The sequence below is a fragment of the Roseovarius sp. ZX-A-9 genome (genome assembly GCF_028369135.1).
Taxonomy (GTDB): Bacteria; Pseudomonadota; Alphaproteobacteria; order Rhodobacterales; family Rhodobacteraceae; genus Roseovarius.
Genome location: NZ_JAPWHW010000008.1, coordinates 36,750 through 53,982 on the forward strand (window position 1 = coordinate 36,750; position 17,233 = coordinate 53,982).

Consider the following 17,233-nt stretch of genomic DNA (forward strand, 5'->3'; position numbering starts at 1 on the left):
AAATTTGCGCCGATTTCACGACGCGCAGACCATAATGCGCGAAAATATCTGGCTTTTGCCCCAAAATAATTTACCGTTTGGTAAAAATAATACCAAACAGCGGAGAGGATACATGATGACCCAGCCCAAGACACAGCCAGGCAGCCTGACACGGCGGCACTTTCTGACCACGGCGGCCGGTGCGGCACTGGCCACGGCAGCGACGCTCAGCCCCGGCCGGGTGATGGCGATGGACCCGATCAAGACCGCAGGCATCTATACCGTCCCTGTGGAACAGCAATGGGTCAGCCGCATCCACAAGGCCGCGCTGACCGCGCAGGAACGCGGTGATATCGAGTACACTTTCTCGGAAAATGTCAGCAACACCGACTATGCCCGCGTCATGCGTGAATATGCCGAGAGCGGCTATAAATTGATTATCGGTGAGATTTTCGCTGTCGAGGCGGAAGCGCGCGAAGTGGCCGCAGAATACCCCGAAATCGCCTTCATGATGGGGTCGAGCTTCAAGCATGACGATGCGCTGCCGAACCTTGCGGTGTTTGACAATTATATTCAGGATGCCTCGTATCTCAGCGGTATCGTCGCTGGTGCCATGACCAAGACCGGCAGCATCGGCATGGTCGGCGGCTTCCCGATCCCCGAGGTGAACCGGCTGATGCATGCCTTCATGGCAGGCGTCAAGGAAACCCGCCCCGACGCGAAGTTCCAGGTCAGCTTCATCGGCTCGTGGTTCGATCCGCCCAAGGCCAAGGAAACAGCGTTCGCGATGATCGAGGGCGGCGCGGATCTGCTCTATGCCGAACGCTTCGGCGTGTCGGACGCGGCGCAGGAAAAAGGCGTGCTGGCCATCGGCAACGTGATCGACACCCAGTCCGACTATCCCGAAACTGTCGTCGCCTCGGCGCTCTGGCATTTTGAGCCGACGCTGGACCACGCTATCGAAGAAGTCAGGAACGGCACATTCAAGGCGGCGGATTACGGCGTCTACTCCTTCATGAAGGCGGGTGGCTGTTCGCTCGCCCCGCTGGGAACGTTCGAGGGCAAGGTTCCGCAAGCGGCGCTTGATCTGGTCGAGACGCGCAAGGCCGAGATCATGTCGGGTGCCTTTGTCACCAAGATCGACGATTCCGAACCGAAGTCGATGTAAATGAGTGCCAAGACCGAGGCGCAGGTTGTCCTGCGCCTCAATTCCATCACCAAGACATTCGGCGCGCTCACCGCGAATGATGCCGTCAGCCTCAGCCTGCACAAGGGCGAGGTGATCGCCCTGCTGGGGGAAAACGGCGCTGGCAAGACGACGCTGATGAACATCCTGTTTGGCCAGTACACGGCCGATTCAGGCACCGTGGAGGTCATGGGGCGCGCCCTGCCCCCGGGCAATCCGCGCGCCGCACTCGATGCAGGCGTGGGCATGGTGCATCAGCATTTCACGCTGGCCGAAGGCATGACCGTGCTGGAAAACGTGACCCTCGGCACACGATCGCTATGGTCGCTGGGCATGGACCGCGCCGCGGCCCGGGCGCGCATTGCGCAGCTGGCAGCGGATTTCCGGCTGAGCGTCGATCCCGATGCCCGTGTCGGTGCGCTGACAGTGGGTGAACGTCAGCGGGTCGAGATCCTCAAGGCGCTCTACCGCGACGCGCGCATCCTGATTTTGGACGAGCCGACGGCGGTTCTGACCCCGCAGGAAACAGACGACCTGTTCGAGACCTTGCGCAAGGCGGTCGCGCTCGGCCTGTCGATCGTCTTTATCTCGCACAAGCTGCACGAGGTCATGGCGATCTCGGACCGGGTGCTGATCCTGCGCCACGGCAAGCTGGTGCATGAGGGCCGCACCAGCGATACCGACCGGCACGATCTGGCCGCGCGCATGGTCGGGGCCGAGGTTGCCGCGCCCAAGGTTGCCAAGGGCGTCCCCGGCCCCGCGCTGCTGCAACTGGGGGCAGTGTCCACCCCTGACGAGGGCAATGCGCCCGGCCTGAAATCCCTGACGCTCGATCTGCGCGCGGGCCAGATCACCGGGCTTGCCGGTGTGTCGGGCAACGGTCAGGCCGCTCTGGCGGGGTTGATCGGCGGGCTGCGCAGCCCGGCCTCGGGCACGCTGATGCTGAACGGCGAGACGCTGCCGCACTGGTCGCCGCGTATGGCAGTGCATCACGGCATTGCGCGCATTCCCGAGGACCGCCACAAGACCGGCACGATCGCAGATTTCGACCTGACGGAAAACGCCATTCTTGAGTGCTACACCGATGCGCCCTATTCCACGCGCGGCTGGATGCACTGGCACCGCGCGACCGAGTTCACTCAGGAGATTATCAAGACCTATGATGTCCGCTGCCCCGGTCCCACGACACGTATCCGCTTGCTGTCGGGGGGCAACATGCAAAAGCTGATCCTCGGGCGTGTTCTGGAGGCCAGTCCGCGCATCATTCTGGCCAATCAGCCGGTGCGCGGCCTTGATATCGGTGCGGTCAACTATGTGCACGAACGCTTGCTGGAGGCGCGCGACGGTGGTGCAGCGGTCTTGCTGATCTCCGAAGACCTGGATGAAATCATGGCATTATCAGACGTCATTCACGTGATTTCCGAAGGCCGCCTGTCGCCGGCCTTTGCCCGTGGCAGCATGACGCCGGCAGAATTGGGCATATGGATGGCCGGCCACGGCTTTGAGGCGGAGCACGCCCATGCGTCTTGAACCCATCGCCAATCCGTCGCTTGCCCGCACGCTCACCCCGCCCGCGCTGGCCATCGCGGCTACTGTCGTGGTCGCCTCGCTTCTGGCGATGGTCGCCGGTGCCAATCCGTTCGGCGTGCTGGGGCTGATCCTCAAGGGCGCGGCAGGCAGCAAGTTCGCGCTGCTGGAGACGCTGAACCGCGCGACGCCGCTGATCTTTACCGGCCTCGCCGTCGCGGTCGCCTTCCGCGCGCGCTTGTGGAACATCGGGGCCGAGGCACAGCTATATGCGGGCGCGCTGGTCGTTGCGGTGCTGGGCACCGGCATGTTGCCCTGGCCATCGGGGCTGTTGCTGCCCACGCTTGTGATCCTCGCCATGATCGCGGGCGCGCTGGTGCTGCTCGTCCCGGCCTTGCTCAAGGTCCGCTTCGGTGTTGATGAAGTGGTCACGACCTTGCTGTTCAATTTCATCTTCCTGCTGTTCGTGTCGATGCTGCTGGAAGGCGCGCTCAAGGACCCGATGGGCATGGGCTGGCCCAAATCCGCCCGCCTGATCCCCGAGGCGCGCCTCCCCCGGATTTTTGACGGGCTCCGCCTGCATTGGGGGTTTGGTCTGGCGCTCATCTCTGCTGTGGTCGTCTGGATCATCCAGGCCCGCACCACGCTGGGCTACGAGATGCGCGCCGTGGGACTGAACCGCGACGCGGCCAATTTCGCGGGCATCCCGGTCAACCGGGTGCTGATCAAGACCGCGCTGCTGTCCGGTGGCCTTGCCGCGCTGGCAGGTTTCTCCGAAGTTGCGGGCCTCAAGGGGTCGCTCACGCTCGATCTCAGCCCCGGCTTTGGTTACACCGGCATCATCGTGGCGATGCTGGCGCTGCTCAATCCGCTGGCCGTGGTTGCCGCGGCCCTGTTCGTCGCGGGTATCTTTGTCGGCGCCGACAGCATGAGCCGCGCAGTGGGCGTGCCGACCTATCTGGCGGATATCATGCTGGCCACCGCGCTTCTGCTGATGGTGCTGGCGATCCTGCTGACCCGGTTCCGCGTGGTGAGGGAGTAACCGATGGACCTGTTCGATATCCTCCTCTCCGCCAGTTTCTGGACCGCCGCGATCCGCATCGCCTCGCCGCTGATCTTTGCCACGCTGGGCGAATTGATCTGCGAGCGCGCGGGCATTCTGAACCTCGGCATCGAGGGGATCATGGTCGCGGGCGCCTTTGCGGGCTGGATGGCGGTCTATTCGGGCGTTGACCTGTGGACCGGCGTTGCTGTCGCCTTTGTCGTTGGCGCTGCCTTCGGTCTGGTGCATGGCCTTCTGACCGTGCCCTTTGGCCTGTCGCAGCATGTGGTGGGCCTTGGCGTCACGTTGCTGGCCACGTCTCTGACCTATTACGCCTACCGCCTGGCCCTGCCCGAAGTCACCAGCCCGCCCAAGATCGAGGCGTTCCAACCCTACGAGGTGCCATTGTTGTCGGACATTCCGCTGATTGGTCCGGCACTCTTTGCGCAGACGCCGCTGACCTATCTCGCCTTCGCGCTGGTCGTTATTGTCTCGCTGGTGCTCTATCGCACGCCGCTGGGACTGGCGCTGCGCGCGGCCGGAGAAAACCCGGCGGCGGTGGCGGCGCAGGGGCTGTCGGTCACCGGGTTGCGCGTCGGCGCGGTCGTTGTCGGCAGCGGGCTGATGGCGGTGGGTGGTGCATTCCTGACCATGTCCGCCTTTGACAGCTTCTTCTTCGAGATGGTCAACGGGCGCGGCTGGATCTGCATCGCGCTGGTGGTCTTTGGCGCGTGGCGTCCGGGCAAGGCGCTCTTGGGCGCGATCCTCTTTGCCGCCTTCGACGCATTGCAAATCCGCATCCAGCAAACGCCGATGGGGGCCAACGTGCCCTACCAGGTGTTCCTGATGATGCCCTATTTCCTCAGCATTCTGGCATTGATTGTCATGTCGCGCCGCGCCGAAGTGCCCGCCGCCCTGATGGTGCCATTCAACAAGGGAGAACGTTGATGTTCGATCTTATCGTCAAGGGCGGCACGCTGCCCGATGGCCGCGTCACCGACATTGGTATTCGTGGCGGCAAAATCACCGCGATTGAAACGCTTGAGGCGCAGGCGGGCGAAGTCATCGACGCCACCGGCGATCTGGTCGCGCCGCCGTTTGTCGATCCGCATTTTCACCTTGATGCCACGCTCAGCTACGGCAAGCCGCGCATCAATGCCTCGGGCACGTTGCTGGAGGGGATCGGCCTGTGGGGCGAGTTGAAACAGATCGTTACCCAAGAGGAAATGGTCGCCCGCGCGTTGGAGTATTGCGACTGGGCAGCGTCATTGGGCCTGCTGGCAATCCGCAGCCATGTGGACACCTGCGATGACACGCTCAAGGGCGTCGAGGCGATGCTGGAAGTGCGCGAAAAGGTCAAGAATTACATCGACCTGCAACTGGTCGCCTTCCCGCAGGACGGGCTGTATCGCGACCCGACGGCGCATGCCAACACGCTGCGCGCGCTCGACATGGGCGTGGATGTCGTCGGCGGCATTCCGCATTTCGAGCGGACCATGGCGGATGGCGCGGCCTCGGTGCGCGAGCTGTGCCAGATCGCAGCGGACAGGGGCCTGATGGTCGACCTGCACTGCGATGAGAGCGACGATCCGCATTCGCGCCATATCGAGACGCTGGCGCAAGAGACCCACCGCCACGGCCTTAGCGGCCGGGTTGCGGGCAGCCATCTGACGTCGATGCATTCGATGGACAATTACTATGTGTCCAAACTCTTGCCACTGATCGCCGAGGCGGGCGTGGCCGCGATCCCCAATCCGCTGATCAACATCATGCTACAGGGCCGCCACGACACCTTTCCCAAACGCCGTGGTCTCACGCGGGTGAAGGAGATGCAGGCGCATGGCATCACCGTCGGCTGGGGACAGGATTGCGTGCGCGATCCGTGGTATTCGCTGGGCACCGGCGACATGCTGGACGTGGCCTTCATGGGCCTGCACGTGGCCCAGATGAGCAGCCCCGACGAGATGGCGCGCTGTTTCGACATGGTGACCAACCAGAATGCCAAGATCATGGGGCTGGAGGGCTACGGCCTGCATGTGGGCGCGCAAGCCTCGCTTGTCGTGCTGGATGCGGGCGACCCGATCGAGGCGCTGCGTCTGCGCGCGGCCCGGCTCTGCGTGATATCCAAGGGCCGCGTGATCAGTCGCGCGCCCCGCATGGATGCCGCGCTGTCGATTCCGGGACGCCCCGCAAGTGTACGGCGGCGGCACAAGGTCGATTGACCCCCGGACTCTGCTCCGCTCACGTGTCGGAACTGCGGAGCGTTTGAACCCAAATTCGTCGTTTCTGATCGAGTCATTCGCTGCCGGACCGCTATAAGCACGACAATGACCACTCCGGTCAGTCACTTGCCAAAGGCGTGCGCGATGTTTCTCTCTGTATTCGACATGTTCAAGGTTGGCGTCGGCCCGTCTTCGTCGCACACAATGGGGCCGATGGTGGCCGCCGCGCGGTTCCTCGACAAGATGCGTGCGGCGCCCTTTGCCTGCGCGGGCGTACATGGCACGCTGCATGGCAGCCTGGCCTTTACCGGCGTCGGCCACGCCACTGACCGCGCCACCATCCTCGGGCTGGCAGGGTTCCTGCCGGAAACCTATGACCACGAGAAGGCCGAGGCCACGCTGGAGGAGATCCGCGCCACCCATACCGTTTCGCCCCCCGGGCTTCCGGTTCTGGCATTCAATCCCAAAGAAGATCTGGTCTTTGATTTCGGCCCCAACCTGCCGGGCCACGCCAACGGCATGATCCTGCGCGCCACGGACAGCCAGGGCGACGTGATCCTGCAAGAGACTTATTATTCCATCGGTGGCGGCTTCGTGATGACCGAGGCCGAGCTGGCCGCGGGCCGCAATACCGACGAGGGCGATCCGGTCCCCTACCCGTTCAAAACCGCCGCGGAAATGCTCGACATGGCCGAACGTTCCGGCAAGACCATCGCCGAGATGAAGCGCGCGAACGAGATTTCGCGCAATGGTCAGGTCCATCTGACCAGTGGCGTGAAACGCATCTGGCAGGTGATGAACGACTGTATCGAGCGCGGCATGACCACGGATGGCATCCTGCCCGGCGGGCTGAATGTGAAACGCCGCGCCAAGGGCATCCACGATGCACTGGTCGCCGAGCGCGGTACCAACCTGAACGCGCCGCACAAGATCAACGACTGGATGAGCGTCTATGCCATGGCCGTGAACGAAGAAAACGCCGCTGGCGGACAGGTCGTCACCGCCCCCACCAATGGTGCGGCTGGCGTGGTGCCTGCGGTGATCCGTTACTGGCTCGATCACGTGCCCGGCGCGAACGAGGCACAGGTCGAGGATTTTCTGCTGACCGCCGCCGCCATCGGCGGGCTGGTCAAGTGGAACGCATCGATTTCCGGCGCCGAAGCAGGCTGTCAGGCCGAAGTGGGCAGTGCCGCCGCGATGGGCGCTGCGGGCCTTGCCGCAGTGCTTGGCGGGACGCCCACGCAGATCGAGAACGCCGCCGAGATCGCGCTGGAGCATCACCTCGGCATGACTTGCGACCCGGTCAAGGGGCTGGTGCAGGTGCCCTGCATCGAGCGCAACGGGCTTGGCGCGATCAAGGCGGTGAGCGCCGCATCGCTCGCCCTGCGCGGTGATGGCACGCATCTGGTGCCGCTTGACGCCTGTATCGAAACGATGCGCCAGACCGGCGTGGACATGAGCGAGAAATACAAGGAGACGTCGCTCGGTGGCCTAGCGGTCAACGTCCCGAACTGCTGATGCCTACGCGGGAACGGCCCGGGCTGGGCATTGCGCTGATGGTCGGTTTCGCGGTGCTGGCACCGGGGATGGACAGTTTCGCCAAACTGATCGGCGATACCATCGCCGTGGCGCAGGTCGCCACGTTACGCTTTGTCATGCAGGCCGCCTTGCTGTTGCCGCTGGCCGCCGCGATGGGCTGGCTGCATTGGCCCGGCCGGGCCGAGACCGCGCTGCATCTGGTGCGCGCGGCTTTGATGCTGGTGGCCACCGCGCTATTCTTTCAGGCGCTTCAGGTTCTGCCGATCGCCGACGCGCTTGCCATATTCTTTATCGAGCCTTTCATCCTGACCCTGCTGGGCGGGCTGATCCTGCGCGAGCCGATCGGCCCGCGCCGCTATGTCGCCTGTACGGTCGGGTTCGCGGGCGCGCTGCTGATCATCCAGCCGTCCTTTGCCGCCTTCGGACCGGTGGCGATGCTACCGCTGGGCACGGCGCTGCTGTTCGCCTTCTACATGATCCTCACCCGGCGCATGGCGACGCGGATGCACCCGATCACGTTGCAAACTTATACCGGGCTGGCGGCGGCTTGTCTGGGGGTGCCGGTGCTGCTGGCGTTCGATGGCTCCGGTATCGCGGCGCTCGACCCGGCCTGGCCGGACAGGCAGGCGGTCTGGCTGTTGTTGGGGATGGGGATCTGCGCGACGCTCAGCCATATCTGCCTCAGCTTTGCACTAAGCTTTGCACCGGCCTCGTTGCTGGCACCGATCCAGTATCTCGAAATCGTCAGCGCCACGGTGCTGGGGCTCGTGATCTTCGGGGATTTTCCCAATGCGCTCAGCCTGATCGGGATCGCGCTGATCATCGCATCCGGCCTTTACGTGTTCGTCCGCGAACGTCAGTTGCAGTTCAAACGCCGCCCCCTGCCCGCACCATAAGGCGCGCGGTAGGATCGGGATAACTGTCGCTGCGCGGGGCCGGGCTTCAGCCCGCCACGTCGCGCCCTACCAACGTGCGGGCGCCGCCAGCAACGCGTCGGCCACCAATGTCAAATGCACCCGTGGCACCATCACCAGCATCTTGGGCGCTGTCAGCGACAGATGCACCGCACCCTTGGCCCGGTTTGACGTGCCGATCTGCCCGTCGGGGGCAAAGTTCAGCCCCGCGATCGGCCATGTCAGCCCGTCCGACACGCCTTCGACCGCGCCCATGGGAAACAGCGAGACAGGACAATCCTTGGGCAGGTCCAGCTTCAGGCTGGGCGGGCACAAGAAGACCAGATCATCGCTGCCGACCAGCAGGCAGCGGTGGTGAGGGTGGCAGACCAGCGTGTTGCACGCCGCCAGTTGATGATCCAGCCGCGCGCCACTGAACCCCAGACCAACGATCAGCGGGGCCTCGATATTTCGCAGACATTTGTCGAAATCACTGCTATCCTGCTCGGCGATCGGATGCAGACGCTCTGCCGGGATGCGTGTCCGGGCGTCGGCGCTGATGGAATCGAAATCGCCGATCACGGCCTCCGGCATCACGCCCTGTGCCAGCGCGGTATCGGCCCCGCCATCAGCGGCCACGACCCAAGGCGCGATCGCTTGCGCGGCCGTAAGATCGGCATAAGCCACGTTTGCACCGCCAATCAGTGTGACTGGCCCTGAATCGTGAACAATCATTCTAAAATTCTCCTGATTACCCACTATTTAGGAAACAGACCACATTCTCGACACGAAATGATACGGTAAACATCCCAGATTCGGACGTCTTTCGACGCGGCAAACATGGTACATAATGTCATTGCAGGCAAAGCAAGGCGAGCACCCAATGGTTAGTACCAGTAAGATACTTACAGTCTCCTATGGCACTTTTTCGTGCACCCTCGAAGGATTCGATGACTCTTTCGATACAATGAAGGCAATTGCCGAATATTTTCGTGACTTGGCGGCCGACGACCGTTACTTCGGGGCGGAACCGCCGACACCCGATGCCGAAATGCTGGCTCGGATTGCCGAGCGCGAGATCGCGCGGCGGGTCGAGGCGCATGACGACAACGGTCAGATTGTGCTCCGCACGGGCGCTGCCACCGCCCTGACCGATGCGGCTGCCACAGCAGCCCACTCTGCCGTGTCTTCTGCTCGGGACACGGCAGAGGCGCCTGCCGCCGCGGCCCCTGCGGCTGAAAGCGCCGTGAGTCCGGCCCGCGCCCAAGCCCCTGCATCGCCCGCCACGCAAAACACAGCCGAAGCCGATATTGCCGACACCTCGGGCGCCGACATGTATCAGGCGGCCGAAACGGTCACGCCTGCCCCGGTCCAGGAGGCGGAAAGCGTCGCGGACAAGCTGCGCCGCATCCGCGCCGTCGCCGCGCCGGCCAGCACCCGGTACGATGACACCTACACCGAGGACGAACATGCGCAGGATTTCCTGGGCAGCACGGCCGAGGACCTGAATGCCGCGCTCGAGATGGACGACGCCAACGAACCCATCGACGCCCTGCCCGCCAGCGATGCCTATGAAGGCGAGCAAGACATTCCGGCGCAGTTGATCGTTGACGCACTCCCTGACGCGGACGAAGAGGATGCCGCCCTTGAGGCCGCTGCCAGCAAAGCGACCGAAGAGGCATCTGCCGCCGCCGAAATGCCTGAAATGCCCGACACCGCCGCCGATCAGGAAGCCGCCCCGACACCGGGTGACGACGTCGAAGATCAGGCAACGGTCGACGCACTGCAGGACGATGACGCGGAAGATGAAGATGCCGTTGCATCCGACGCAGCGGAGATTGCAGAAGCGGAGAGCCTGCAGGCAGATGACGATGTCGCCACAGCCAAGGCCTCGGAAGACAGCGACGACGACGAAACTCTGGAATCGCTTTTCGTCGAGGCAGAGGAGCCCGCGGATGAAGCGCTGGCGGATGAAGACGCTGTTGCAGAAGTTGAGGTTGAAGAAGAACAGGACGACAGCGATGCCGAGATGCTGGAAACGCTTCTCGACACCGCAGATGAGCCCGCCCTTGAAGACACCGATTTCGCAGATGACAGCGCTGAAGACGTTATCGACGACGAGGACTCGCTCGACAGTGAAGATGCGCCCGTTGACGGGGTCGAAATCGAACTGGCCACTGAAGACACTCTGGCTCAGTTGATGGCTGACGCCCTGCGCGATGACTCCCCCGTCCCCGCCCCGGCAGAACACAGCAAGGACGAGAGCGCCGAGGCGGAATCCTCCCCGGCAGAGCCGCCGCTCGCCGCGCGCGTGATCAAGGTCAAGCGCAGCGAAATCGACGACGCGATCGCTGATGGCACCTTCGTGGAAGTGCAGCACGACGGCGCCACATCGTCCGAATCGGACGACGACATCGGCCTGTCCGATCTTTCGCCGCTCAGTGACGAGGACGAGGCAGAACTGCGGAACGAGTTGGCCGCCGTCGAGGCCGAGCTGCAACAGGCCCGCGGCGCCGCCCAGCCCGGGAGCGCCGACGAGGCCGAGCAGAAGCGCGGCAAGCGTCTGGCACCGTTGGAAGCCGATGATCAGGCGCCGCGCATGTTCGACGAGGCGGCAACCCAACTGGAAGAGCCGGAATCGCACGAACGCCGCAACGCGATCCAGCATCTGCGCGCCGCTGTCGCCGCCACCAAGGCCGAACGCAGTGCCGGTGGAGAGATGCACGAAGACGTGGATGACAAGCCTTACCGTCTTGATCTGGAAAGCGCCGTGCGCCCGCGCCGCCCACAAGCCGTCATCGGCAGCGGCGAGCGGCTGGCCCGTTCCGAGCGGCCAAACCGCGAGCGCCCGAACCCGCTGAAGCTGGTGGCCGAGCAGCGGATCGACACGCCCCCGTCCGAACCGATTCGCCCGCGCCGCATCAGTCGCGCCGATCTGGGCACAAGCCCTCGCCGCGACGCCGCCAGGGCCGAAGCCCGCAAACCGGACGACGCGGAAAAGCCCGCGCCCACAGCACCGGCGGCAAAGGATGCCGGTGGCTTCACAGGTTTCGCCGAAGAGATGGGGGCCCGCGACCTTCCCGACCTGCTCGAAGCGGCAGCGGCCTACATGTCCGATGTCGAAGGACAGCCCGAATTTTCGCGCCCGATGCTGATGCACAAGCTGAAAGAAGTCAGTGCCGCTGACTTCTCGCGCGAAGAAGGGTTGCGGTCTTTCGGCAAGCTGCTGCGCGACGGCAAGTTGCAGAAACTCAAGGGCGGCCGGTTCACCGTGACCGACGCAACCGATTTCCGGCCCCGGTCGCGCGCGGCCGGCTGATTTTTCCCCAGGTCCGATTGCAAGACCTCACCTTCCCCTGCCCGGCACCGCGTGCCCGGCGGGGGTTTCTTTTTCTACCCCCTTTGCAACTGCGAAGAGGACGCCTATATTCATCTTGTCCCCTCGGGGACTATGGACATAAACGCGCTCGTAATAAGCGGATCGGACCCGGGGGCGGTACCCGGCGACTCCACCAATATCCCTTCATTTGGGGGACAATGGGGTCGAAACAGGATCGACGAACGTCTAAAGGGGTTATGCTTTGTCTCGGCTGTCTGCCACCGTTATCGGCGAAACAAGTACAATTGCAAATGACAATCGTGCTCCAGTAGCGATGGCCGCGTAAGCGGTCGGAGAGACTGAAACTTAAGTCCTTGCGCCTAGCCGCGTAAGGCGGGGTTCGCAGGCACCTGGCAACAGAAGCCTGCACTTTCCCCCTTTTCCGATAGCACTGGCGGTTTTTTGCCAGTTGCCGCGATCAGCCCGCATGCTCCATGGCCTTAGCGGCAAGCCGGATGTAACCCCGCGCCGAGCCAACAAACAGCACGCTGTCACCGGGATTTTCTTTTGTTTCACCCTGCTTGACGCTAGGGTCAACCGATACCGTATCCAATTCAGGGGTTTGGCTTATGTCCAACCGAAAATTAGTGGAAACCTGGTTTCGCCGCGTCTGGGAAGAAGAGGACCTTAGCGCCATTGACGAGATGATGGCGTCTCCTGCCGACACGCACGGATTGGGCGGGTTGACCATGATCGGCCCCGACGACTTCAAACAATTCGCCGAGGCACTGCTGGGTCAGATCGGCAACGTCAGCACCAAGATCGAGCGTTTCATGGAAGACGGCGAGTGGTTCCACGCATTGATCGGGATCACGGCCACTGGCGCCCAGAGCGGCACTCCCATCGGCTTCACCGGCCAGACCACGGGAAAGATCGTCAATGGAAAGTTCGAGTCGAACTATAACCATTTCGACTTCATGACGATGTACGAACAATTAGGACATTTGCCGCAAAATACCATGGATTGCTGCCTTTCGGGGCGCAGTCTGGGCTGAGTGGAGCAATCGTGGTGGCAAAGCGTTGATTGACATTTTACCTGATTTCGAACACGTAAACGACTGTGGGGCGTACTACGCCCCCGAGTGGCCTTGGCCCGAAGTCGCATCCACTGCCACAGTCAGAGGATGCAAACTTGTCTAGTCCAAATGAAATCACTCCCGGCCATCTCAGGCGCCTGATTGGCACGCCCGTCTGCCCGGTGGTCGTCGATGTCTGCACGGACGAAGATTTTGCACAGGATCCCCGCCTGATCCCCGGCGCGATCCGCCACCGGCACACCGACATGAACGGGCTGATCGAGCGGCTGCAGGGACGGGCTTCGGTGATCGTCTGCCAGAAGGGTTGCAAGCTGAGCCAGGGGGTCGTCAGCTGGCTGCAATCCAACGGTGCCACCTCCGAATACCTCACGGGCGGCGTGATGGCTTGGCGCGACGCGGGGATGCCCTTGGTGCCAGTCGCCACGATCCCCAGCAATGCGGATGGAACAACCGTATGGATCACCCCGACCCGGCCAAAGATCGACCGCATCGCCTGCCCGTGGTTGATTCGGCGCTTTGTCGACCGCGAGGCCAAGTTCCTGTTCGTTTCAGGGTCAGAGGTGGAGAACGCCGCAGAGCAATTCGGGGCCACGCCATTCGACGTGGAAGGCGTGCATTTCGGCCATCGCGGTGATCGCTGTACCTTTGACACCATGCTGGATGAATTCGAGCTGAAATGTCCGGCGCTGGGGCGGCTCGCACTGGCGGTGCGCGCGGCCGACACCAACCGGCATGACCTGCATCCCGTCGCCCCCGGCCTGCTGGCGATCTCGGTGGGCCTGTCGCGCCAATACAGCGACGACCAGCAACAGCTGGCAGCGGGCATGGCGCTTTACGACGGGCTCTTTCGCTGGGCGCGTGACGGGGCCGAAGAAGGCCATGACTGGCCGCACGAACCGGCCTGAACGAATGCAACATGACAACGTGACGTTGGCAGAGTTCCTGCGCAGCTTTGGCCGTATCGGCCTGCTGTCCTTTGGCGGGCCGGCAGCACAGATCTCGCTGATGCACGAGGAGCTGGTGGAACGGCGTGGCTGGCTGACCGAGCCGCAGTTTCTCGGCGCGCTCAGTTTTTGCATGTTGCTGCCCGGACCCGAGGCGATGCAGCTGTCCACCTATGCCGGCTGGCGGCTACGCGGCACGCCCGGTGGCCTGATTGCCGGGTTGCTCTTTGTGCTGCCCGGCGCGGCAGTAATCTTGGCCCTGGCATTGGCCTATGCCAGCTACGGGCAGTTGCCACTGGTGCAGGCGGCATTTCTGGGGATCAAGGCGGCGGTGATCGTGATCGTGCTGCGCGCGCTCTGGTCACTGTCGCGCAAGGCGCTGAAGACCGGCGCACATTGGGGTCTGGCAGGTCTGAGTTTCGCCCTGATGTTCTTTGCTTCGGCTCCGTTCCCGCTATTGATCATGGCCGCCGCGTTCTGGGGCTACATGACAACCCGCAGCGCAGGTGATGCCGAGACAGCGCCACCGCCTGCCCTGCCCGCCACAAGAACGCTGCGCACAGTCTTGCTCTGGTCCGCAATCTGGGCCGCGCCTGTCGCGCTGGCCTATGCCAACGATCCGGCGTTTCTGGGGGAGATAGCGCTTTTCTTCAGCAAGCTGGCGGTGGTGACCTTTGGCGGCGCCTATGCTGTGCTGGCCTACATGACGCAGGCGGTGGTCGAAACCCATGGCTGGATCGACACTGCCCAGATGATCGACGCGCTCGGCCTCGCCGAAACGACGCCCGGCCCGCTGATCCTCGTCACCGAATTTGTCGGCCTGTTGGCGGGCTATGCCCAGGGCGGGCTGCCGCTGGCGCTGATGGCGGGCGCGTTGACGCTCTGGGTGACTTTCGTGCCCTGTTTCCTGTGGATCTTTGCCGGGGCGCCCTATGTCGAATGGCTGCTCGGCCAGCCCCGGCTGAAAGGCGCGCTCGCGGCGATCTCGGCGGCGGTGGTCGGCGTGATCTTGAACCTGTCGGTGTGGTTCGCCCTGCATGTGCTGTTTGGCCGGGTCATCAAAACGGATTTCGGCGCGGCGCCGGTAGTCGACAGCTTCTCGCCCGTGGCCCTTGGCCTTGTGACGCTCGCATTCGTCCTGATGCTGGTGCTGCGCCTGCCGATGATGGCCGCGTTGGCGCTGATTGCAGCAGCGGGCGGAATGGTGCATGTGTTGCCCTGAAGTGTGTGCGGCCCCCCTTTTGTTTTGCTTCGAATCCCTTATGCTGTACGCACACCTCCAGGAGAGAGTATGTCTGGCACCATTGACTATGGAAATCTGATGCATCGGGCCATGCGCGGCCTGATTCAGGAGGTTTTGAAGGAAGTCCGGGATAACGGGCTTCCGGGCGCACATCATTTCTTCATCACCTTCGACACGACCCATCCCGACGCCCGGCTGGCTGACTGGCTCAAGGAACGCTACCCGACCGAGATGACGGTGGTGATGCAGCATTGGTACGATAACCTCGAAGTCGACGAGACAGGCTTTGGCATCACACTGAATTTTGGCGACGCGCCCGAAAACCTCTTTGTCCCCTATGACGCGATCCAGACATTCGTCGACCCGTCCGTGGAATTCGGGCTGCGGTTCGAGACACAGGAAAACGAGGACGAGGAAGAGACCGAGGTCGAAGAGGATGCGGCCCCGCCGGTCAAGCCCGACGCCGAGATTGTCAGCCTCGACAGCTTTCGCAAATAGGCAACTTGCCCGCCGCGTTCCCCGCGCCATAAATCAAGGCATCGTCCGCAGCACCGGGTCTGCGGTTTGCGGTCGCATAATCGCCCGTCATGCGTTGTGCCAGCACACGCCACATTGAACTTTCCGCGCCAGACGGTATGACTTGGCACAACCTTCCAAGGAGAGCCGCGACATGACCGCCACCCGCACCGAAACCGACAGCTTTGGCCCGCTCGAAGTACCCGCCGACAAATATTGGGGCGCACAGACCCAACGCTCGATCCTGAATTTCCCCATCGGCTGGGAAAAACAGCCCGTGGCCATCGTGCGCGCCCTCGGTGTGATCAAAAAAGCCTGCGCGCAGGCCAATATCGAACTGGGTAAGCTGGACGAAAAACGCGGCAATGCCATCATCGAAGCAGCGGGCGAAGTGATCGCCGGCAAGCTGGACGACAATTTCCCGCTGGTGGTCTGGCAGACCGGATCAGGCACCCAGTCGAACATGAACGCCAACGAAGTGATCGCCAACCGCGCGATCGAGCTGCTTGGCGGCACCATCGGTTCCAAGGATCCGGTTCACCCCAATGATCACTGCAACATGGGCCAATCGTCGAATGACACTTTCCCCACCGCGATGCATATCTCGGCGGCGATGATGGCGAATGACGTCACCCTGCCCGGTCTGGAGAAGCTGCACGCGGCCCTGCAAGCCAAGGTCGATGCCTGGGGCGATATCATCAAGATCGGCCGCACCCATACGCAGGACGCCACACCGCTGACCCTGGGGCAGGAATTTTCCGGCTACGCCCATCAGGTCGCCATGGGCATCCAGCGCATCAAGGATGCTTTGGGCCGGATCTATGAACTGGCGCAGGGCGGCACCGCCGTCGGCACTGGGCTCAACACCACCAAGGGCTGGGATGTGATGGTCGCCCGCAACATGGCCGAAATCACCGGCCTGCCCTTCGTCACCGCACCAAACAAGTTCGAGGCGCTGGCCGCCCATGACGCGATGGTGGAAATCTCCGGCGCTCTGAAAACCGTGGCCGCCTCGCTCTTCAAGATCGCAAACGACATTCGCTTTCTCGGCTCCGGCCCCCGCTGCGGGCTGGGCGAGCTGATCCTGCCTGAAAATGAGCCGGGCAGCTCGATCATGCCCGGCAAGGTGAACCCGACTCAATGCGAAGCGCTCACCCAGGTTTGCGCACAAGTGATGGGCAATGACGCCGCCGTGGGCTTTGCCGGGTCACAGGGGCATTTTGAGCTGAACGTCTACAAGCCAATGATGGCCTATAACGTATTGCAATCCATGCAACTTCTGGGCGACGCAGCTTCGACCTTTACCGACAATCTCGTTGTCGGGCTGCAAGCGGATGAAACCCGTATCGACAAGCTGATGCGCGAATCCCTGATGCTTGTCACTGCACTGGCCCCCGAAATCGGCTATGATAACGCGACCAAGGTCGCCAAGACCGCACACAAGAACGGCACAACGCTGAAGCAAGAGGCCATCACCCTGGGCTTTGTCGACGCCGAAACATTTGACCGGGTCGTAAGACCCGAAAACATGGTAGGACCAAAATGACAACTCCGCTGAACATGAACAAGGCCAGGAAAGAGCGCAACCGCGCCTCTCGCCGCGCCCGTGCAGACGAAAACGCCGTCCAGTTTGGGCAGACCAAGGCGCAAAAGGAGCTGCTGAAGGCCAAGGCACAGAAGATCTCGGAAAACCTGGACGCCAAGAAACGCGAAACCTGACCTTGCG

The 17,233-nt window shown here is 62.9% G+C and carries 15 protein-coding genes and 1 other RNA gene; 15 read left to right on the forward strand and 1 reads right to left on the reverse strand.

Annotation, left to right across the window (positions count from 1 at the left end; genetic code table 11):
* Positions 1–115 precede the first annotated feature (115 nt).
* The 7 genes from O3306_RS09460 to O3306_RS09490 all read left to right on the forward strand — a co-directional run bounded on the left by O3306_RS09460 (position 116) and on the right by O3306_RS09490 (position 8,391).
* Positions 116–1,147, forward strand: a complete 1,032-nt coding sequence (locus O3306_RS09460) for a BMP family protein (protein WP_272006190.1) — start codon at positions 116–118, stop codon at positions 1,145–1,147.
* On the forward strand, positions 1,148–2,695 hold the full coding sequence (locus O3306_RS09465; protein ID WP_272006192.1) for an ABC transporter ATP-binding protein: 1,548 nt from the start codon (positions 1,148–1,150) through the stop codon (positions 2,693–2,695).
* Entirely contained in the window at positions 2,685–3,734 is a 1,050-nt protein-coding gene (locus tag O3306_RS09470) for an ABC transporter permease (RefSeq protein ID WP_272006194.1), read from the forward strand. Before O3306_RS09465 ends, O3306_RS09470 begins: the two co-directional genes overlap by 11 nt.
* 3 nt (positions 3,735–3,737) lie before the next feature.
* Positions 3,738–4,682: an ABC transporter permease gene (locus O3306_RS09475; RefSeq protein WP_272006196.1), complete on the forward strand. Its 945-nt coding sequence runs from the start codon at positions 3,738–3,740 to the stop codon at positions 4,680–4,682.
* The gene (locus O3306_RS09480; RefSeq protein ID WP_272006198.1) at positions 4,682–5,956 is read left to right on the forward strand and encodes an amidohydrolase family protein; all 1,275 of its coding nucleotides are present in this window, start codon (positions 4,682–4,684) and stop codon (positions 5,954–5,956) included. Before O3306_RS09475 ends, O3306_RS09480 begins: the two co-directional genes overlap by 1 nt.
* A gap of 144 nt (positions 5,957–6,100) precedes the next feature.
* Positions 6,101–7,474, forward strand: a complete 1,374-nt coding sequence (locus O3306_RS09485; RefSeq protein ID WP_272006200.1) for an L-serine ammonia-lyase — start codon at positions 6,101–6,103, stop codon at positions 7,472–7,474.
* Positions 7,474–8,391, forward strand: coding sequence for a DMT family transporter (locus tag O3306_RS09490; protein ID WP_272006202.1), 918 nt, complete (start codon positions 7,474–7,476; stop codon positions 8,389–8,391). The genes O3306_RS09485 and O3306_RS09490 overlap by 1 nt, the downstream gene beginning before the upstream one ends.
* Before the next feature lie 66 nt (positions 8,392–8,457).
* On the opposite strand, the gene O3306_RS09495 is transcribed toward O3306_RS09490, so the two are convergent.
* A complete protein-coding gene (locus O3306_RS09495) occupies positions 8,458–9,123 on the reverse strand; it encodes a thiamine diphosphokinase (RefSeq protein ID WP_272006204.1) in 666 nt (221 codons plus the stop codon).
* 148 nt (positions 9,124–9,271) lie between these two features.
* On the opposite strand from O3306_RS09495, the gene O3306_RS09500 reads away from it, so the two are divergent.
* The 8 genes from O3306_RS09500 to O3306_RS09535 all read left to right on the forward strand — a co-directional run bounded on the left by O3306_RS09500 (position 9,272) and on the right by O3306_RS09535 (position 17,226).
* Complete coding sequence (locus O3306_RS09500) at positions 9,272–11,707, forward strand: hypothetical protein (RefSeq protein ID WP_272006207.1); 2,436 nt, start codon at positions 9,272–9,274, stop codon at positions 11,705–11,707.
* A 78-nt stretch (positions 11,708–11,785) separates the two neighbouring features.
* Positions 11,786–12,138: a transfer-messenger RNA gene (gene ssrA / locus O3306_RS09505) on the forward strand.
* Positions 12,139–12,336: 198 nt separating this feature from the next.
* Positions 12,337–12,762, forward strand: coding sequence for an ester cyclase (locus O3306_RS09510; RefSeq protein WP_272006210.1), 426 nt, complete (start codon positions 12,337–12,339; stop codon positions 12,760–12,762).
* A gap of 137 nt (positions 12,763–12,899) precedes the next feature.
* On the forward strand, positions 12,900–13,709 hold the full coding sequence (locus tag O3306_RS09515) for a chromate resistance protein ChrB domain-containing protein (RefSeq protein WP_272006213.1): 810 nt from the start codon (positions 12,900–12,902) through the stop codon (positions 13,707–13,709).
* 4 nt (positions 13,710–13,713) lie between these two features.
* Positions 13,714–14,970, forward strand: coding sequence for a chromate efflux transporter (gene chrA, locus O3306_RS09520; protein ID WP_272006215.1), 1,257 nt, complete (start codon positions 13,714–13,716; stop codon positions 14,968–14,970).
* Between the two features lie 69 nt (positions 14,971–15,039).
* Positions 15,040–15,489, forward strand: a complete 450-nt coding sequence (locus O3306_RS09525) for an SspB family protein (RefSeq protein WP_272006218.1) — start codon at positions 15,040–15,042, stop codon at positions 15,487–15,489.
* Positions 15,490–15,661: 172 nt separating this feature from the next.
* Entirely contained in the window at positions 15,662–17,053 is a 1,392-nt protein-coding gene (gene fumC, locus O3306_RS09530) for a class II fumarate hydratase (RefSeq protein WP_272006220.1), read from the forward strand.
* Entirely contained in the window at positions 17,050–17,226 is a 177-nt protein-coding gene (locus O3306_RS09535) for a DUF4169 family protein (protein WP_272006223.1), read from the forward strand. The genes fumC and O3306_RS09535 overlap by 4 nt, the downstream gene beginning before the upstream one ends.
* Positions 17,227–17,233: the final 7 nt, after the last annotated feature.